19 protein-coding genes are annotated in these 18,750 nt (G+C 70.4%); 3 read left to right on the top strand and 16 right to left on the bottom strand.

The window, feature by feature from the left end; all coding sequences use genetic code 11:
• Positions 1-3 precede the first annotated feature (3 nt).
• From OC490_RS09325 to OC490_RS09385, 14 genes are all read right to left on the bottom strand, one after another.
• Positions 4-645: a 1-hydroxy-2-methyl-2-butenyl 4-diphosphate reductase gene (locus OC490_RS09325; protein WP_262057365.1), complete on the bottom strand. Its 642-nt coding sequence runs from the start codon at positions 643-645 to the stop codon at positions 4-6.
• Positions 645-2,660 (bottom strand): squalene--hopene cyclase, encoded by a 2,016-nt coding sequence (gene shc / locus OC490_RS09330; protein ID WP_262057366.1) that lies wholly within the window; start codon positions 2,658-2,660, stop codon positions 645-647. The genes OC490_RS09325 and shc overlap by 1 nt, the downstream gene beginning before the upstream one ends.
• A 112-nt stretch (positions 2,661-2,772) precedes the next feature.
• Positions 2,773-3,906 (bottom strand): polyprenyl synthetase family protein, encoded by a 1,134-nt coding sequence (locus OC490_RS09335; protein ID WP_262057367.1) that lies wholly within the window; start codon positions 3,904-3,906, stop codon positions 2,773-2,775.
• Positions 3,906-5,336 (bottom strand): hydroxysqualene dehydroxylase HpnE, encoded by a 1,431-nt coding sequence (hpnE, locus tag OC490_RS09340; RefSeq protein WP_262057368.1) that lies wholly within the window; start codon positions 5,334-5,336, stop codon positions 3,906-3,908. Before hpnE ends, OC490_RS09335 begins: the two co-directional genes overlap by 1 nt.
• Entirely contained in the window at positions 5,333-5,455 is a 123-nt protein-coding gene (locus OC490_RS49540; RefSeq protein ID WP_381253466.1) for a DUF6380 family protein, read from the bottom strand. Before OC490_RS49540 ends, hpnE begins: the two co-directional genes overlap by 4 nt.
• Positions 5,455-6,405 (bottom strand): presqualene diphosphate synthase HpnD, encoded by a 951-nt coding sequence (gene hpnD / locus OC490_RS09345; RefSeq protein WP_200710412.1) that lies wholly within the window; start codon positions 6,403-6,405, stop codon positions 5,455-5,457. Before hpnD ends, OC490_RS49540 begins: the two co-directional genes overlap by 1 nt.
• Positions 6,402-7,334, bottom strand: a complete 933-nt coding sequence (hpnC, locus tag OC490_RS09350; RefSeq protein ID WP_410098599.1) for a squalene synthase HpnC — start codon at positions 7,332-7,334, stop codon at positions 6,402-6,404. Before hpnC ends, hpnD begins: the two co-directional genes overlap by 4 nt.
• Before the next feature lie 356 nt (positions 7,335-7,690).
• On the bottom strand, positions 7,691-8,497 hold the full coding sequence (locus tag OC490_RS09355) for an ABC transporter ATP-binding protein (protein ID WP_262057369.1): 807 nt from the start codon (positions 8,495-8,497) through the stop codon (positions 7,691-7,693).
• Entirely contained in the window at positions 8,490-9,419 is a 930-nt protein-coding gene (locus OC490_RS09360; RefSeq protein WP_262057370.1) for an ABC transporter permease, read from the bottom strand. Before OC490_RS09360 ends, OC490_RS09355 begins: the two co-directional genes overlap by 8 nt.
• A gap of 149 nt (positions 9,420-9,568) precedes the next feature.
• Positions 9,569-10,441, bottom strand: a complete 873-nt coding sequence (locus OC490_RS09365) for a glycosyltransferase family 2 protein (RefSeq protein WP_262057582.1) — start codon at positions 10,439-10,441, stop codon at positions 9,569-9,571.
• 5 nt (positions 10,442-10,446) lie between these two features.
• Positions 10,447-11,226 (bottom strand): CDP-alcohol phosphatidyltransferase family protein, encoded by a 780-nt coding sequence (locus tag OC490_RS09370; RefSeq protein ID WP_262057371.1) that lies wholly within the window; start codon positions 11,224-11,226, stop codon positions 10,447-10,449.
• Positions 11,204-12,265 carry an iron-containing alcohol dehydrogenase family protein gene (locus OC490_RS09375; RefSeq protein WP_262057372.1) on the bottom strand — a complete coding sequence of 354 codons (1,062 nt, stop codon included), beginning with the start codon at positions 12,263-12,265 and terminating at the stop codon, positions 11,204-11,206. The genes OC490_RS09370 and OC490_RS09375 overlap by 23 nt, the downstream gene beginning before the upstream one ends.
• Positions 12,253-13,005 carry a phosphocholine cytidylyltransferase family protein gene (locus tag OC490_RS09380; RefSeq protein ID WP_262057373.1) on the bottom strand — a complete coding sequence of 251 codons (753 nt, stop codon included), beginning with the start codon at positions 13,003-13,005 and terminating at the stop codon, positions 12,253-12,255. Before OC490_RS09380 ends, OC490_RS09375 begins: the two co-directional genes overlap by 13 nt.
• Complete coding sequence (locus OC490_RS09385; RefSeq protein ID WP_262057374.1) at positions 13,002-14,786, bottom strand: CDP-alcohol phosphatidyltransferase family protein; 1,785 nt, start codon at positions 14,784-14,786, stop codon at positions 13,002-13,004. The genes OC490_RS09380 and OC490_RS09385 overlap by 4 nt, the downstream gene beginning before the upstream one ends.
• A 446-nt stretch (positions 14,787-15,232) precedes the next feature.
• Between OC490_RS09385 and OC490_RS09390 the strand changes: the two genes are divergently transcribed.
• Together OC490_RS09390 and idi are read left to right on the top strand one after the other, a co-directional pair.
• The gene (locus OC490_RS09390; protein WP_262057375.1) at positions 15,233-16,177 is read left to right on the top strand and encodes a cation diffusion facilitator family transporter; all 945 of its coding nucleotides are present in this window, start codon (positions 15,233-15,235) and stop codon (positions 16,175-16,177) included.
• A gap of 200 nt (positions 16,178-16,377) precedes the next feature.
• The gene (gene idi, locus OC490_RS09395; protein WP_093630369.1) at positions 16,378-16,971 is read left to right on the top strand and encodes an isopentenyl-diphosphate Delta-isomerase; all 594 of its coding nucleotides are present in this window, start codon (positions 16,378-16,380) and stop codon (positions 16,969-16,971) included.
• 9 nt (positions 16,972-16,980) lie between these two features.
• On the opposite strand, the gene OC490_RS09400 is transcribed toward idi, so the two are convergent.
• Positions 16,981-17,493 (bottom strand): ATP-binding protein, encoded by a 513-nt coding sequence (locus OC490_RS09400; RefSeq protein WP_262057583.1) that lies wholly within the window; start codon positions 17,491-17,493, stop codon positions 16,981-16,983.
• Between the two features lie 204 nt (positions 17,494-17,697).
• Here OC490_RS09400 and OC490_RS09405 point away from each other — a divergent pair, with 204 nt between their 5' ends.
• Positions 17,698-18,447, top strand: coding sequence for an enoyl-CoA hydratase/isomerase family protein (locus OC490_RS09405; protein ID WP_262057376.1), 750 nt, complete (start codon positions 17,698-17,700; stop codon positions 18,445-18,447).
• 86 nt (positions 18,448-18,533) lie between these two features.
• Here the strand turns inward: OC490_RS09405 and OC490_RS09410 are convergent, their stop codons facing one another.
• Positions 18,534-18,659, bottom strand: a complete 126-nt coding sequence (locus OC490_RS09410) for a hypothetical protein (protein ID WP_262057377.1) — start codon at positions 18,657-18,659, stop codon at positions 18,534-18,536.
• Positions 18,660-18,750 lie beyond the last annotated feature (91 nt).

Genomic DNA, 18,750 nt, shown 5'->3' on the forward strand with positions numbered 1-18,750 from the left:
GGCTCACCTCCGAGGGAGCAGCAAGGAACGGTGCCATTCGAAAAAAGCGGGAAGAACGGAACGAAGAACGCGGAAAGCCGATATTCCACCGCGCACCGTGCCGATCCGGACGAGTTCATGTTCAGGAGCGTCCACGACCACCCGTACGGCCGCAACCGGGCGCGCGCCCGTACGCACGGCGCTCAGCAGCGTGGCCGCCGACTCCATGTCGACCGCGATTGCGCCGGTTGCGAGCAGATCCGACCGTTCCTGACCGCGGACGACGTGATCGGAGCCGACCAGGGGGCCGGTGTGGACGGTGCGTCCGGGCAGGGCCCGCACCAGTTCCTTGACGAGCAGTTCGGTGGCGACGCACGGAACGGTTCCGCGCGGATCCCGGGTCTCCTCGGCGACCACCAGGTCGCCGGGGTGCATCCCGGGGGCGAGTCCGGCGCAGAAGCCCGTGGCCAGTACGGCGGCCTCGGACAGCGCCGGGTCGGCGAGGCGCCGGGTGACGGCCTCTTCGGCCGCCCCGGGCCCCATGCCCGTCCGCAGGACGGTGACCTGCCCGCCGGCGCCGGAGCGGTCGCCGGTGCGCAGGGCGAGGTGCTCGATGCCGAGCGCGCAGGCGATCAACAGCGGCAGAGCGGCGGGCCGGGTGCTCATCAGCCCCCCTTGGTCGGGGAAACGGCCGGGGAGACGTTCTGGCTGAACGGTTCTCCGTGCACGAAGCGCCCGAGCGCGGTGAGCGGGAAGACCTGCCGGTAGAGGTGGTAGTTGATGGAGAAGTCCCACGGGAAGCCGGTGCCGGTGAAGTAGGGCTCGTCCCAGGAGCCGTCCTCCCGCTGGGTGGCCGCGAGCCATTCGATGCCGCGCTCGACGGCCTTGGAGTCCTTCTCCCCGGCCGCCAGCAGGGCCATCAGCGCCCAGGCCGTCTGTGAGGCGGTCGAGGCGCCCCGGCCGCTCCACTCCTTGGCGTACTTGTAGGAGCGCAGGTCCTCGCCCCAGCCGCCGTCGTCGTTCTGCACGGTCTCCAGCCAGGTCACCGCGCGCCGGATCGCCGGGTGCGAGCCGGGGATCCCGGCCGCGGCGAGGGCGGGTACCACGGACCCTGTGCCGTATACGTAGTTGACGCCCCAGCGGCCGAACCACGAGCCGTCCGGCTCCTGTTCGGCGAGCAGCCACTCGATGCCGCGCCGGGTGCGCGGGTCGTGGGCGAGGCCCTCGACGGCGAGCATCTCGACGACGTGCGCGGTGACGTCCGCCGACGGCGGGTCGATGACCTCGCCGAAGTCGCAGAACGGCAGCCGGTTGGGGAAGGGGCTGGTGTTGTCGACGTCGAAGGCGCCCCAACCGCCGTTCTTGGACTGCATTCCGAGGTTCCAGCGGACTCCGCGTCCGACGGCCCGGTCGAGGCGTTCCGGGTCGTGATGTCTGACCCGGCGCAGCGCGAGCACGACCTCGGCGGTGTCGTCGATGTCGGGGTAGTTGTCGTTGTGGAACTCGAACGCCCAGCCACCGGGCGGCAGTTGGGGTCGTTTGACCGACCAGTCACCGGGGCGGACGATCTCCTCCCCGAGCATCCAGTCGGCCGCCTTGACCAGTTGGGGGTGGTCGGCGGGCACGCCCGCGTCGGCAAGGGCGATGGTCGCGAGGCAGGTGTCCCACACCGGGGACTGGCAGGCCTCGATCATCCGGGCCCCGTCCTCGCGCCAGATCGCGAACCGGTCCAGCGACTCAAGTCCCGCGCGCATCACGGGGTGTTCGAGGTCGTAGCCCAGCAGGTGCAGGGCGATCACCGAGTACACGGCAGGCGGCTGGATGCCGCCCCAGCAGCCGTCGTTCTCCTGCCGCTCGATGATCCAGCGCGCGGCCGTGTTCATCGCGTTCCTGCGCAGCTTGCGCGGTGCGACCTTGCGGTAGAGGTGCAGCGCCTTGTCGAGGCGTTGGAAGGCGCCGTCCCAACTCGCCACCTTGGCAAGGGGCTTGACCGGGTTCGGGTTGTCCGGGTCGGTGTGGAGTTCGTCGAGGGGGAAGGGCGCGGGCCGTACCGGCCGCTTCGCGGAGACCACCGTCAGCGGCACGATGGTCTGGCGGGCCCAGCATCCGAAGTCGTAGATGTTGAGGGGGACCCAGGTGGGGAAGTAGATGAGTTCCGGCGGGAGTTCGGGCAGGTCGTCCCACTTCCACCAGCCGAACAGGGCGAGCCAGATCCGGGTGAAGACCCGCGCCGAGGCGATGCCGCCCCGCTCGCGGACCCAGGCGGACGCCTTCGCCATGTGCGGGGCGTCCGGCGCGTCACCGGCCAGCCGGAGGGCGACGTACGCCTCGATCGTGGTGGAGAGTTCGCCCGGGCCGCCGTAGAAGCCGGCCCAGGTGCCGTCCTCGCGCTGCTCGCCGCGGATGAAGAGTGCGGCGGCCTGGGTCGTCGACTCGTCGCGGATGCCCAGGAACTGACGGAGCAGCAGATCCTCGGCGTCCATCGTGACGTTCGTGTCGAGGTCGCCCTTCCACCAGCCCTGGGCGTCCTGCTGCGAGAGGAGGAAGTCGGTGGCGCGTTGTACGGCGAGTGCGGCGGCGTCGTGCACCCCGGCCGCCACGGGGGTGTTGATGTCGGTTTCGCTGGCCGCGGCAACACGGGGCTGCATGGCCCCGGTGCTTCCGTCGGTCGTCGCTGTCATGGCTTCCCCTTCGTGCAGTGGCATGTCTCTGCTGTGGGTCCGCCGTCGGCCGGTACTCGTATCTCCGCAGCACCGGCCGGCGACTACGCGAGGGCTATTCGACCGATAGTGATCATCTCTTTCGTACGACGACGAAGTCGGCGAGTGCCGTGAACTGCGCCCGAACCCGGTCGGGCATGGCGATGGCGTCCAGGACCTCGATGGCGATGGTGTGCTGACGGCGTGCCTCTTCGGCGGTCCACTCGCGACCGCCGGCCTCCTCGATGAGCGCGGCGCGGGCCGCGAACTCCTCCTCGGAGAAGTTCTCGAAGTCGCTGCTCTTGGCGTCGGCGGCGAGGATCTCGCCGAGCCGCTCGGAGGCGGGCCCGCCCGCCGCGAGCGCCGCCACCACGGGCAGGGACTTCTTGCGCTGGCGCAGATCGCTCCAGGTCTGCTTTCCGGTGGACTCCGGGTCGCCCCAGATGCCGAGGAGGTCGTCGACGGCCTGGAAGGCCAGGCCGAGGTGGTGGCCGTACTTCTCCAGGACGTCGGCGGTGCGGTCGTCCGCACCGCCGAGCACGGCCCCGATGGAGGAGGCGCAGGCGAGCAGGGCGCCGGTCTTGTTGCCCTCCATCTCCAGGCACTCCTCGACGCTGACGCGGTCGCGGTGCTCGTAGGAGATGTCCTGCGCCTGGCCGTCGATGAGGGCGCGGGTCGCGGTGGTGAGGCGTCGGGTGGCGCGGCCGGCCTCGACGGTGCCGAGCTCCAGCAGGACCTCGTTGGCGAGCGCGAACAGGGCGTCGCCGACCAGGATGGCCTGCGCGGGGCCGTGCACCTTCCACACGGTGTCGCGGTGCCGGCGCTGTTCGTCGCCGTCCATCAGGTCGTCGTGCAGCAGCGAGAAGTTGTGGACCAGTTCGACGGCGACGGCACCCGGGATACCGACCTCGGGCGCGGCACCGGTGACCTCGGCGGAGAGCACGGCGAGCGCGGGGCGCACGGCCTTGCCGCCGTCGCCGGCGGCCGGGTTGCCCTCGGCGTCGATCCAGCCGAAGTGGTAGGCGGAGACGGTGTCCATCGGCGGTGCCAGACGGTCCACTGCGGCCCGCAGTACCGGTGTGGCAAGGGTCCGGCCGCGCTCCAGGAGCGCGGACACGTCCACCGCGGTCCTCGCAGCGGCCGTCTCGGCCGGGGGCACAGTGGGCACAGTCTCTCCTCTTGTCGCGGTACCGGGGGTGCGGGGGCCTGCCGCGCGCTCGTCGAGCATCAGGCCGCCTCCTCGAACTCGAAGAGCCGATGGGGGCGGGGCCGGCCCAGGGCAGCGAGCGCGGCGTCCGCCGCGCTCACCCCACTGCGGACCGCACTTTCCATGGTCGCGGGCCACCCGGTGGCGGTCCACGCTCCGGCCAGGTACAGGCCGGGGGCCTTGGTGCGGGCGCCGGGCCGCAGCCGTCCGACGCCGGGGGCGGGAGCGAACGTCGCCGTGCGCTCCCTGGTCACGAAGAAGTCCCTCACCTCGGCGCCGCGCGCACCGGGCAGCAGCCGTTCCAGCTCGGGGAGGTAGCGCTCGCGCAGTTCGGCGACGGTCTCGTCGATCTCGTCGTGCGCGGCGGACTGGGACAGGGCCAGGTACTGGCCGTCCTTCAGCCCGGACGCGTCGGTCCGGTCGAACACCCACTGCACGGGGCTGCCGAGCGCGGCGAAGAAGGGCCGGGCGAGCACCTTGCGGTCGTAGACGACGTGGACGTTGAGGATCGGCGCGGTGTCGATGGCGAGCAGCCGCTCAGGGGCGTCGAGGGCACCGTCGGGCAGCAGATCGTGGGCCTCGCGTTGGGGTACGGCGAGGACGACGGCGTCGGCCTCAAGGGTCTCGCCGGGAACCTGAACGCTCCAACGCCCGTTCTCGTCAGTAGAGATGGAGGTGACGCGTGTACGGACTTCGGTGCGCACGCCCGCGGAGTCGAGCGCCTTGCGGGCCAGCCGGTCGTGCAGTTCACCCAGCGGGACATGGGCCCAGCCGATGTCGGCCGCGCCCGGGTCGGAGAGCAGACCGGTCTTGAACACCATCGCGGCCAGCGCCAGCGAGGAATCGCCGGCCACCGCGTTGAGGGTGGCGACCCCCACCAGGTCCCACAGTGCCTCGACGGCACGCGCCGACTGACCGTGCGCGGTCAGCCAGCTGCCGAAGTCCTGCGTGTCCAGGGCCGGGTCGTTGAGGTCGAGCGCTTTGAGCGCGAGTGCGGCACGGCCGACTTTGACGCGCTCGGCGAGCGAGAGATGCGGGTAGGTCGCGAGGCTGCGCCCGAGATGCAGGGGCACGGGCAGTGCGTCGCGCCGCAGTCTGCCGAGTCTGCGTCCCTCGGGGCGGTTCGCGTCGAGTACGGGCACGTCGAGACGATCCTGCAGCGGAGACAGCGCCGTGCCCTCGATGCGGTCGAGGAACCAGCGGTAGGCGGTGCAGCAGCGCAGATACACATGCTGTCCGTTGTCGACGGTGAGATCGCCGCGCTGGAAGGAGAAGGCGAGTCCGCCGAGCCGCGGCCGGCCTTCGAGCAGGGTGACGCGGACTCCGGCGTCGGCGAGCGCGAGCGCGGTGGTGACGCCGGCCAGCCCGCCGCCGACCACGACGGCATGCCGGCCGCCTCCTGCACCCGGTTTGTCCGAGGGCAGCCCGTCAGGCTGCGTCCCGTCGCTCATCGTGCACTCCCCCCTGCGTACCCGCCGTGGCAGGTCGTTGCAGTCAGGGACGCGACTTCGCACCGGAGGGTTGCGTGCCGCATTTCTCCGGTGACATCACCTTGGCCCACTTTGTCCATCAGGTGCGCCTCCTGAGGGTCCTGCGCGTGACGTGGCGGGTGTCCAGTCCGGACAGGCCGCGCACGGCGACGTAGGCCTTCTCGCGGCCGGGCAGCGAGACCCGGCCGCGCAGCACGGCCTCCGGCTCGCGCTCGATGCGGTCCAGGAGGCGGCGGTAGATGCCGGCCATGGCGGCGACACAGGCGCCGCTGCGGCGGTCGAGCATGGGGAGCAGCCGGTAGCCCTCGGCGAAAAGGGTGCGGGCCCGGCGCACCTCGAAGTGCACGAGACCCGCGAAGTCGGAGCCCTCCGGCGGGGTCGGCCCGTTGAACCCGGCCGAGCAGCCGAATTTCGCGAGGTCGTCGGCGGGCAGATAGGTACGGCCGCCCTCGGCGTCCTCGCGGACGTCTCTCAGGATGTTGGTGAGCTGGAGCGCGAGCCCCAGCGTGTCGGCGTACTCCGAGGCGCGTTCGGAGCCGCGCGCCCCCGCCTCCGTGCCGAACACGCCGAGCGAGAGCCGCCCGATGGCGCCCGCGACACACCGGCAGTAGACCTTCAGGTCGTCCCAGGTCTCGTAGGTCTCGCCCTGGACGTCCATCAGGACTCCGTCGATCAGCTCGTCCAGGCCGCCGAGCGGGATCGGGAAGGCCTCGGCCGCGTGCGCGAGGGCGACCGCGACCGGGTCGGTGTCGTCCTCCTCGACCTTGCCTTCGCGAACCCGGGTCAGCAGCGCCCGGGTGTCCTCCAGCCGCGCCGACTTCACCTCGGTCGCCAGCGTGCCGTCGCCGATGTCGTCGACACGCCGTGAGAAGGCGTACAGCGCCGACATGGCGCGGCGCTTCGGCGTGGGCAACAGTCTGATGCCGTACGCGAAATTGCGCGCCTGTTGTCCGGTGACGGCCTCGCAGTAGCTGTAGGCGGCGAGTACCGGCGCGGACATGTGCGGTGCAGACTCCACGGTCCGGATCACCCCTCTCCTCGCAGAGTCACGCCCACCTCACGCAGCAACTGGATCTTGCCGGGTTTGGGCGGGCCGGGAAGTACGTCGTATTCGGCGGCGACGATCGCTCGGACCGCCGCCCGTCCCCCCGCCACGAACCCCGCGAGCAGCAGCTTCAATCTGCCGTGGACGCTACCCACCAGGGGGGCGCCTTCATTCAGGAGATCGCGGGCGCGTTCTGCTTCGTATGCAACCAGTGCGCGCACCGATGCGCCCGCGGAGGGCGTGGCGAGATCCGCTTCCTGGACGTGAAAGCGCTTCATGTCCTGGGCGGGCAGGTAGATGCGATCGCGGCCGAGGTCCTCGGTCACGTCCTGAAGGTGTTCGACGATCTGCAGTGCGGTGCAGATCGCGTCGGAGAGCCGGACCCGCTCGGGGGTCTCGGTGCCGGTGACACCGAGCACGAGGCGGCCGACCGGGTTCGCGGAGAGTTCACAGTAGGCAAGGAGATCGTCATAGGTCTCGTAGCGCGTGACGAGCTGGTCCTGCCGGTTCGCCGCGATCAGGCCGAGGAAGGGCTCCGGGGTGAGCGCGCACCGGCGGACGGTCGGCTGGAGGCGGCGCAGCAGGGGGTGGTGCGGGGTGCCGTCGAAGACCCGGCGCAGATCGGCCTCGAAGGCGTCGAGAAGGACCACGCGGTCCTCGGCGTCCTCCGGCGACACGCCTAGCAGCCTCGCGTCGGCGCCGCCGGGGGCGAGATCGCCGTCGCCGATGTCGTCGACGAGGCGGGCGAATCCGTAGACCGCCATGAGGTCGGTGCGCCACGCCCTGGGCAGGAAGAAAGGCGCCACGGGGAAGTTCTCGCCCGCGGCCTTGTCGAGTGTGCCGCGCTCCGGATCACCGGTGGCGGCGGTGCCGCTTCCCGTCACCGCTCGCTGCCAGGGGCGGGGACGGCGCATGCTTCGGTGAGCTGGGGAGTTTCCGTAGCCATTGCCGTCACATCTCCCGTTCTACACTGCCGACCCAATACACACTATTTCGGACACGCCGCCCAGTCGTCCGCACGGTGACCCGGATAAGGGTGTCGCGCATTATCGCCCCACTTGCCGCTATTCGGCACCGGTACAGCTTACGTTGTACAACGCAGCGAGCTTCCTCGGGGTGTCCTGCACATCACAACAACACACCGATTGGCGTCAAGATTCCTTGGGCCGGGCCGAGTTGACGTTTCCTTTGCAGACGCGGGGCCCCGCCGGAGCAGTTCCGGCGGGGCCCTGGGAAGCGTTCCGGGCTTTTGCGCCCCTGTACGAGTGGACTACTTGCCCGAGAACTTCTCGTACTCCTTGATGACCTCGTCGGTCGGCCCGTCCATCCGCAGTTCGCCGCGTTCCAGCCACAGCACCCGGTCGCAGGTGTCGCGGATCGACTTGTTGTTGTGGCTGACCAGGAACACCGTGCCCGCGGACTTGCGCAGTTCACGGATGCGTTCCTCGGAGCGGACCTGGAACTTGCGGTCGCCGGTGGCCAGCGCCTCGTCGATCATCAGGACGTCGTGGTCCTTGGCGGCGGCGATGGAGAAGCGCAGCCGGGCCGCCATTCCGGAGGAATAGGTGCGCATGGGAAGGGTGATGAAGTCGCCCTTCTCATTGATCCCGGAGAAGTCGACGATGTCCTGGTAGCGCTCCCTGACCTGCTCGCGGCTCATGCCCATGGCTAGACCGCCCAGGATGACGTTCCGCTCGCCGGTGAGGTCGTTCATCAGGGCCGCGTTCACTCCCAGCAGTGAGGGCTGGCCGTTGGTGTAGACCCGGCCGCTCTCGGCCGGCAGCAGGCCCGCGATGGCACGCAGCAGGGTCGACTTGCCGGAGCCGTTGGAGCCGATCAGGCCGACGGCCTCGCCCCGGTAGGCGACGAAGGAGACGCCCTTGACGGCGTGCACCTTGCGCACCCCGCGCTCCTCGCCGCGCTTGACTATGCGGCTGAGGGCCGAGGTGGCGCTGCCCTTGCCGGTCTTGGCGCCGTGCACGCGGTAGACGATGTGCAGTTCGTCCGCGATGACGGTGGGGATCAGTGCCTCCGGGGTCCGATCCACCGGGTTCTGCTCGACGCTGGGCTCAGCCACGGCCGTACCTCTCCTCCGCCTGCCAGAAGTACACGAAACCGCCGGCGAACAGGACCACGGCCCAGAAGGTGGCGATGGCCCAGACGTGCGGCGGGAGATTCGAGGAGCCGTAGCCGTCGATGAGCGCGAAGCGCATCAGGTCCATGTAGATGGCGGCCGGGTTCACCTGGAGCAGGCGGACGAACACCTCGGAGCGGCCCTCCATCATCTTGCTGATGGAGAACATGACGCCGGACGTGTACATCCAGGTGCGCAGGATGAACGGCATCAGCTGGGCGAGGTCAGGCGTCTTGGCGCCCATCCGCGCCACGATCAGCGCGAGCCCGGTGTTGAAGAGGAACTGCAGCAGCAGGACCGGGAGGATCAGCAGCCACGACAGGCTCGGGTAGCTGCCGAAGCCGACCACGATGAGGAACAGCACGGTCATCGAGAACAGCAGCTGCTGGAGCTGCTGGAGCGCGAAGGAGATCGGCAGCGAGGCGCGCGGGAAGTGCAGGGCGCGCACCAGGCCGAGGTTGCCGGAGATCGCGCGGACGCCCGCCATGATCGAGCTCTGCGTGAAGGTGAACACGAAGACGCCCGTGACCAGGAACGGGATGTACACGTCCCGCGACATGCCCCGGCTGGCCTTCAGGATGACGCCGAAGATGAAGAAGTAGACGGCCGCGTTCAGCAGCGGGGTTGCCACCTGCCAGAGCTGGCCCAGTTTCGCCTGGCTGTACTGAGCCGTCAGCTTCGCCTGGGAGAAGGCCAGGATGAAGTGACGTCGCCCCCAGAGCTGGCGGACGTAGTCGACAAGTCCGGGGCGGGCGCCGCTCACGGTCAGCCCGTACTTGGCGGCGAGCTGCGGCGCCGTGAGGCCTTCGTCGGGCGACGGGCGCGGGCTCACCGCGACTCCGCCGTCATGCGTTGTCTCACTCAAGGGTGGAAGCCTTCATGTTCGGATGCGTCTTACGATCGTCTTGCGTTCGTCTTACGGAATTGTGCTACAGGACGCGACACGTATCCGCCGCCGGACCCGTTCGAGGGGCGTCCGCGCGCCGAGCGCGCGGTCACGCACCGTCGGGCCTCTCAGATCACGGGGGGCCGGCCCAGTCGGGTCAGCCGCCACACCGTACGCCACTTCATGGGCCTGCGCGGTCCGCACGGCGTGGTCCAGCCCTCCTTGAACCCGCCGAACCAGGCCTGCAGGGCCGGCCGCGAGGGGCGGCGCAGGAGGGTGAGCAGCAGCCACACCCCGAGGTAGACGGGGACGAGGGGGGCGGGGAGGTTGCGGCGGGCCAGCCATACGCGGTTACGGGCGACCATGCGGTGGTAGACCGCGTGCCGGGAGGGGGCGGTCGTCGGGTGGTACAGCACCATGTCGGACCGGTAGTCGATCATCCAGCCCGCGTCGAGGGCCCGCCAGGCGAGATCGGTCTCCTCGTGGGCGTAGAAGAACTCGTCCGGGAGGGCGCCGACCTCGGCGAAGACCTTGGTGCGGACGGCGTTGGCGCCGCCGAGGAAGGTGGTGACCCGGGAGGAGCGCATCGGGTCGGAGGCGCGCAGCCGGGGGACGTGGCGGCGCTGGGTGACGCCGGTGTCCGGGTCGGCGATGCGGAAGCTGATGATGCCGAGCCGGGGGTCGGCGGTGAAGGCCTGCCTGCACAGCTCGGCGGTGTCGTGCTGGGCGAGCAGCCCGTCGTCGTCGAGGAACATCACTATGTCGACATCGCGACCGGCGGGCCCGAAGGCGTCCAGGCCGATGTTGCGGCCACCGGGGATGCCGAGGTTCTCGGGCAGTTCCACGGTCCGGACGCCCTCGGGGACGTCCGGAACGGGCGAGCCGTTGCCGACGACGACCGCCTCGACCCGGTCGCCGTCCTGCTTGGCGACCGAGTCGAGCAACGCCCGTAGTTCGTCGGGCCGGTTGCCCATGGTGATGATCACCGCACCGACCTTCATGCCGCTCACTTCAGCCTGCTCGACGCAAGGATCGACACCAGGTGCAGCAGGGTCTGGAGCAGCGCGACACCGGCCAGTACGGCGACACCGAGCCGCGAGTAGAACAGGTCGCCCCGGACCTGGTCCACGATCGCGAGGACCAGGATCAGCAGGGACGCCTCGATGCCGAGGATCAGCCGGTGGAACTTGAAGGCGGCGGCGGCCCGCCGGGCCAGCGCCATCCCGGAGGACCGCATCTCGGCCGCGGACTCCTGCACCGGTGCCTTGCCGGTCTGGTGCCGGGCGACCCCGACCAGGTCGGTCTCGGCCTTGATGAGGATCGCGCCGAGCGCGGCCAGCGTGCCGAGGAAGGCCCACAGCCAGTCGATACGGCCGCTGCCCCACAGGTCGGCGGCGCGCAGCCCGAAGCCGACGAGCACGGCGGCGTCGGTGAGATAGGCGCCGACCCGGTCGAGGTAGACCCCGGCAAGGGAGTACTGCTTGCGCCAGCGGGCGATCTCGCCGTCGACGCAGTCCAGCAGCAGATACATCTGGACGCACACCACGCCCAGTACGGCGCCCGTGATCCCCGGCACCAGCAGCGCCGGGGCGGCGAGTACGCCGAAGACGGTCATCAGGTACGTGAGCTGGTTGGGCGAGACCCTGGTGTTCACCAGGTAGCGGTCGACCCGCAGGGACACCTCACGCATGTAGAGGCGTCCCATCCAGTGCTCACCGCTGCGCCGGTCCTTCACCCCTGCGGGGTGGACGACGGGACGGAGTTCAGCTACCGATGGCCTTGACATAGTCGGCGTACTTGTCCTTGATCTGGTCGGTTTTCAGGTCGAGGTGTTCGAGGATGGTGTAGCGGCCGGGGCGGGTCTCCGGAGCGAACTCCACAGCGCGGACGAACTCGTCCACCGTGAAGCCGATCTCCTCCGGCAGCACCGGCAGTCCGTGCCGGCGCAGCACCTCGGCCATGTAGGCCGATTCCTCGTGGGCTCCACGCAGGTACATCGCGAAGGCCGCGCCCAGTCCGCACTGCTCGCCGTGGGCGGCGGCGCGTTTGGGGAAGAGCAGGTCGAAGGCGTGGTTGATCTCGTGGCAGGCGCCGGAGGAGGGGCGGGAGTCGCCCGACACCGACATGGCGACGCCGGTGAGGACCAGCGCCTCGGCCAGGACCTGGAGGAAGCCGTCGTCGCCGACGCCACCGGGGTGCCTGAGGACCGCCTCGCCGGCCTGCCGCGCCATCGCCGCGGCGAGACCGTCGATCTTCTCGCCCTTGACCCGGTTGGCCAGTTCCCAGTCCGCGACCGCGGAGATGTTGGAGATGGCGTCGCCGATGCCGGAACGCACGAAACGGACGGGGGCCTCACGGATCACGTTGAGGTCGATGACCACCGCGATCGGGTTCGGCACACCGTACGAGCCGCGCCCCGCGTCGTTGTCGAGCGTCGCGACCGGCGAACACAGGCCGTCGTGCGCGAGGTTGGTGGCGACGGCCACCAACGGGAGACCGACGCGTGCCGCCGCGAACTTGGCGCAGTCGATGATCTTTCCGCCGCCGAGGCCCACGACCGCGTCGTACCGGTCGGCCTTTATGTCGTTCGCCAACCGGACCGCGTCGTCGATGGTGCCGCCGTCGACCTCGAACCAGGTGGCGCCGGGCAGGCTCGGCGCGATCCGCTCGCGCAGCCGGGCGCCCGAGCCGCCGCTGACGGCGATGGCGAGTTTGCCGGAGTGCGAGATGCGTTCGTCGGCGAGCACGCACGCCAGGTCGTCGAGGGCACCCGGGCGGATGTCCACGACGACGGGCGAGGGAATCAGCCGGGTCAGTACAGGCACGCGATCTCACGTCCCTTGGCCAGATCGTCGTGGTTGTCGATCTCGACCCACTTGACGTCGCCGATCGGGGCGACGTCGATCCGGAAGCCGCGGTTGACGAGTTCCTGGTAGCCGTGCTCGTAGAACTGCTGCGGGTCGGTCTCCCACACGGTCTTGAGCGCGTCGGCCAGCTCGGGGGTGGCGTCGCCCTCGATGAGGGTGACGCCGATGTACTCGCCGGTGGCCTCGGCGGGGTCCATCAGCTTGGTGATCTTCGTCATGCCCTTGGCGGGATCGACGACGACCTTCATCTCCTCGTCCGCAAGCGACTTGACGGTGTCCAGCGCGAGGATGATCCGCTTGCCGTCGCCGCGGGCGGCGAGCAGCGTCTTCTCGACGGAGACCGGGTGGACGGTGTCGCCGTTGGCGAGGATCACGCCGTCCTTGAGGGCGTCACGTCCGCACCACAGGGAGTAGGCGTTGTTCCACTCCTCGGCCTTGTCGTTGTCGATGAGGGTGAGCTTGAGGCCGTACTTCGCTTCGAGGGCCGCCTTGCGCTCGTACACGGCCTCCTTGCGGTAGCCGACGATGATCGCGACCTCGGTCAGACCGATCTCGGCGAAGTTGCCGAGCGTCAGGTCCAGAACCGTGGGTTCGCCCTCTATGCCCGCGGGCCCCACCGGCACCAGAGCCTTGGGAAGGCTGTCGGTGTAGGGGCGCAGACGCCGTCCGGCGCCGGCCGCCAGCACGAGGCCGATCATGCGGGTTCTCCTTCATCGTGTACGGCGGGCGCCCCTGCGGACACCCAGAAGCGGATGCTCTCGAAGAGCACCAGCAGGGCCACGGCCACGGCGAGGACCGTGAGCGCGACCGTGAACTGCGACGCGGTGAGCGCGGCGGCGAGAACGGTGACGAGCAGCGTCCGCCCCTCCTGCCCCCCGATGGCGCGCACCAGCCAGGCCGGGGGCGCCCCGGCGTTGCCGCGAATGCGGTACACCGTGTCGTAGTGATGGTAGGCGACAGCGGCCACCAGTCCGAAAGCCGCAGGAAGTGCTCCGTTTACCTCCGCTTTAGCCGCAAGGACCAGGACGGTGCAGTATTCGGCCGCCCGGAAGAGCGGGGGGACCAGCCAGTCGAGGGCGCCCTTGAGGGGGCGGGACAAGGCCTGGCCGGCGGTGAGCGCGTAGACGAAGGCCCCGGCCACAGGGGCCCAGGTGACGCCGGAGAAGAGGGACACCGCGAGGATCGCCGTACCGGCGAGCGCGATCAGGAGCGGGGCGCCGAGACGGCCGGGGTTGACGCGGGCCACGAAAGAGGCGAGCGGTCCGTTGTCCGCGAGGTCCGCCAGTGCCTGCGCCGCCCGGTCCGTCCGCCGCGCCTTGCGGGTCAGCGAGCGCAGCACCCGGCCCGCCGCCGTGTACGTCGCCGCGAAGGCGCAGCCGACGAGAAGGACGTAGAAGGTGATCCGGGGTGTGGTCACAGCCGTGAGGACGGCGATCATCGCCCATCGTTCGCCGATGGGCAGGACTATCATCCGGCGCACCCAGACCGTCCAGCCGACGCTGTCGAGCTTGTCGGAGAGGGCGGCGGTGGGGCTGGTGTTGGCGGTGGCGTCGTGGTTGGCCTCGTTGAAGGAGAAGTCCACGACGTGCCGGCAGGTCTGGAGGATCATCGCGCCGAGTGCGAGCGCCCATACGTCGTCGCCGCCCCGGGCCGCTCCCAGCGCGAGGCCCGCGTAGTAGGCGTACTCCTTGGCCCGGTCGAAGGTGGCGTCGAGCCAGGCGCCGAGCGTGGAGTACTGCAGGGAGTAGCGGGCGAGCTGGCCGTCGGTGCAGTCCAGGACGAAGGACGCGATCAGCAGGACACCGGCCGCGACGAACCCGGCGCGGGTGCCGGTGGCCGCGCAGCCCGCCGCGATCAGCGCGGTGAGCAGGGAAGCGGTGGTCACCTGGTTCGGGGTGAGGCCGCGGCGGGCGCACCAGCGGGCGAGGTAGCGCGAGTACGGGCTGATGAAGTGGGTGGTGAAGAAGCCGTCGCGGGACTTGACGGCCGACTTCAGGCGTACGGCCTCGTCGTCGACGGCGGCGACGGCCTGGCGTGCCTCGCTGCCGGCCTGCGCGTCGGCGGGGACCGTGGCGACGAGGCTGCCCAGCTCGGGGCGGTGCACGTCCGAGCCGTCGGCGTCGAGGGCGGTGACGATCCGGTCGGCGAGGTTGTCGAGGAGGGTCGTGCCGCCGCCGGCCGAGTTCTCACGGGCCATCGCGCGGGTCAGGGCCTGGCGGCCGGCCGGCTGCGCGGTGACGGCGCCCGGTACCGCGGCGAGCGGGAAGCGGGGGTCGGTGAGGCCGAGGCGCAGCGCGTGCCGGTGGCCGACGAAGCGGGCGTCCACGACGGCGACGCGCCGGTCGCCGGGAACGGCCGCCAGGAGCGTTTCCGCCTCGCTGGTGTCGGCGGCGATCCGGACGTCGAAGCCGAGCGAGCGCAGGTCGTCCTCGATCGACGATCCGGGGACCGGCTGACCGGTGAGGATGGCGGTCGACAACCGAACTCACTCCCTGGTGCCGACGCCTGGGCGCCGGTCATGTGCATGGTGGTGGCGCCCCTTGGGTGGCACCCGGGCGGCATGTCGGCAGAGGCTATCGGATGCTCTCAAGCCCGTGTTCACCGGCCGTTCATGGCCTGATCAACAGGGTCTGGTGGCGCCTCCGCCGAGATCATCATCAGGGATTCGGGCCCCGGCCGACAAACCGCACCTGCCAGAGCGGGCATGCCCGGACATTCCGCGGAGCCCACGACGGCGGTCCAGGCGTGCGGCCGTCGGCCGGGGCCGCCTTCCACTCCCTCCCGCAGGCACTCCGCGCCAGCCTGACCTGCGAGCTGTTTGCGCAGGTCAGGGCACATGACAACGGTGTTCAGTGCCGCGTTGCCCTATACCCCCCACCCGTAGTTCACTGTGGTTCCGGGCAGTCATCAGGAAGGCGGTGTCCCATGGGGGCAGGGCACGACCACGGGTATTCCCCTGCGCAGGGCGCTCCCGCCACCGGTACGGCCGCCGCGGTGTACCGGGGCACGCTGCGGGTCGCGCTGGGGATCACGCTCACCGTGATGGTGGTCGAGGTGGTCGGCGGGCTGCTCGCGGACTCCCTCGCGCTCATCGCGGACGCGGCCCACATGGCGACGGACGCGCTGGGCCTCGGCATGGCGCTGCTCGCCATCCACTTCGCCAACCGCCCGGCGGCCGGGAACCGCACCTTCGGCTACGCCCGCGCGGAGATCCTCGCCGCGCTCGCCAACTGTCTGCTGCTGCTCGGCGTCGGCGGCTACGTCCTGTACGAGGCGGTTCAGCGGTTCGTCGCGCCCGCCGCCACCGAGGGCGGACTGACCGTCGTGTTCGGTCTCATCGGCCTGCTCGCGAACATGATCTCCCTCACGCTGCTGGTGCGCGGCCAGAAGGAGAGCCTGAATGTGCGCGGCGCGTTCCTGGAGGTGGCCGCCGACGCGCTGGGCTCCCTCGCGGTGATCGTCTCGGCCGTGGTGATTCTGACCACGGGCTGGCAGGCGGCCGACCCGATCGCCTCGCTCGCCATCGGCCTGATGATCGTGCCGCGCACGCTGAAGCTGCTGCGCGAGACCCTCGACGTACTCCTGGAGTCGGCACCCAAGGACGTCGACATGCGGGAGGTGCGCGCCCACATCCTGGCCCTGGACGGCGTCGAGGACATCCACGATCTGCACGCCTGGACGATCACCTCGGGGATGCCGGTGCTCTCCGCACACGTGGTCGTCGGCTCGAACACGCTGAACGCCACCGGCAACGAGAAGATGCTCCACGAACTCCAGGGCTGCCTCGGCGACCACTTCGACGTGGAGCACTGCACCTTCCAGCTGGAGCCCGGCGGGCATGCGCAGCACGAGGCGAGGCTCTGTCACTGACGGCTGACAGAAGCCGACGGAATCCGATGGAAATCGACCAGGTCGGACGGAACGCAACCGTCCGGCGCACACCCATGTCCACACACCCATAGCCCCACCCCCGGACGGTTCCCCCGTCGCCGCGCCGGGCACGATGAACTGCCGGGAGTGCCGGATTCGTACGGCAGACTTGGCTCTGAAGACCGATGTGAAGGATGGGTATGCCGATCACACCTGCCACCGCGACGCACACCTCGTCGAACGGCACCGCCGAAGCGATCCTGCTCGAACTGGTCGACGAGAACGGCGTGACGATCGGCACCGCGGAGAAGCTCTCCGCCCACCAGCCACCGGGGCGGCTGCACCGCGCCTTCTCCGTCTTCCTCTTCGACGAGCAGGGCCGCCTGCTGCTCCAGCAGCGGGCGCTCGGCAAGTACCACTCCCCCGGCGTGTGGTCCAACACCTGCTGCGGTCACCCCTACCCGGGCGAGGCGCCCTTCGCGGCGGCGGCCCGGCGGACGTACGAGGAGCTGGGGGTGTCGCCGTCGCTGCTCGCCGAGGCGGGCACGGTGCGCTACAACCACCCGGACCCGGACTCGGGCCTGGTGGAGCAGGAGTACAACCACCTCTTCGTCGGCATGGTGCAGTCCCCGCTGCGGCCGGACCCGGAGGAGGTGGGCACGACCGCGTTCGTGACCCCCGCCGAGCTGGCGGAGCGGCACGCGAAGGACACCTTCTCGTCCTGGTTCATGACGGTGCTGGACGCGGCCCGCCCGGCGGTCCGCGAGCTGACGGGCCCGTCCGCGGGCTGGTGACCGCCCGTCCTACGGCACCCGCGCGACGGTGAGCGGCAGCGCGGCCCAGATCACCTTGCCGCCGCTCGCCGTGTGCTCGACGTCGCACACGCCGCCCGCCTCCCGGGTCACCTCGCGCACCAGGAGCAGTCCCCGGCCACCGGTCTCGTCATGGTCGGCCACCAGGGCGGTCGGGCGGTAGGGGTGGTTGTCCTCGACGGACACCCGCACCCATTCGGCGCCCACGGCGACCTCCACCGCGAGTATCGGCGACAGCAGCGCCGCGTGCTTGACCCCGTTGGTGACCAGCTCGGAGACGATCAGCAACAGCCCCTGCAGCAGGTCGTCCGTCAGGGGCACACCCTGGCGGAACAGCAGGTCCCGTACGGCGTGCCGCGCCTGCGGGACGGAGGCGTCGACGGCGGAGGCGGTGAACCGCCAGACTCCCTCGTACGGCAGCGGACCCGGCGCGGCGGGGGCCGGGGGATCGTCCCCGACGCCGCCTTCTGGGCGGGGGCCTGCCCCACGCCCATCGTTCTCCATCGTCCGGTCGCCACCCTTGCGCTCGATTGTCACCACCCGACGAGTGTTGGCAACGACCCGCTCCGCCCCCTACGACTGAACAGAAGTCAGCAGTTTTCGGGTGTATTACGACCGCTTCCGCCCGGTACGGTCGCGTGTCGGACCGCTCGTGCTCCGATCGTGCCGACTTCGCGAACTCTTCCGGTTGTACGTAGCATCCAGCGAATGGAGCCCCGCCTGCTGCACGAGGTCACCGACTCGGTCGCCACCGTCGTCATCCACCACCCCGGCAAGCGCAACGCGATGACCGCCGCGATGTGGCGCGCGCTGCCGCCGCTGCTCGACACCCTGGCGGCCGATCCGGCCGTACGGGCGCTGGTGCTGACCGGTGAGGGCGGGACGTTCTGCGCCGGGGCCGACATCTCCACGCTGCGGGAGTCGCCGGGTGAGGCGCAGGGGCTCGCGGTGCTCGCGGAGGAGGCGCTCGCGGCGTTCCCGAAGCCGACGCTGGCCGCGATCCGGGGTCATTGTGTGGGCGGCGGCGCGCAGTTGGCGGCGGCCTGCGATCTGCGGTTCGCGGAGCAGGGGGCACTGTTCGGGGTGACTCCGGCGAAGCTCGGGATCGTGTATCCTGCGTCCTCCACACGGCGGTTGGTGTCGCTGGTGGGTCCGGGGACCGCCAAGTACCTGCTGTTCTCGGCCGAGTTGATCGACGCGGAGCGGGCGCTGCGCACCGGGTTCCTCGACGAGCTGCTGCCCGAGGGCGAACTCGGCAAGCGGGTCGCGGAGTTCACCCGGGTGCTGGCCGCCCGCTCGCGGCTGACGCAGGCCGCGGCGAAGGAGTTCGCCAACGGGCGTACGGACAGGGACGGTTACTGGGCCGAGCAGGCGCACGGCAGCGACGACACCGCGGAGGGCGTCGCCGCGTTCCTGGAACGCCGCGAGCCACGCTTCACCTGGACTGCGCGAGGATGAAACGGCTCTTGGCCCGGAACTCCTCGACGAGATGCGCGGGCGCCTTCCGCGGGGAGCCCGCGTCGTAGGGCGGTTGCGGGTCGTACTCAGCGCCACGTCCCGGCCGAGGTCCTCGCGGACGCGTCGGCGAGGGTCGAGTCCGGTACGAGGGTCAGGCCGGCGACGTCGAGGCTCAGCGCATCGCCGAAGAGGACCACCAGGACCGTTCGCATACCGCCGATTCTTCGCGCTCCCCCGCAGTGGCCACAATGACGGGTACCCCACCTTTCCTGCCATCCGGTGCCCGCCACTGGAGACCGTACC

Source organism: Streptomyces sp. STR69 (genome assembly GCF_024519455.1).
Lineage (GTDB): Bacteria > Actinomycetota > Actinomycetes > Streptomycetales > Streptomycetaceae > Streptomyces.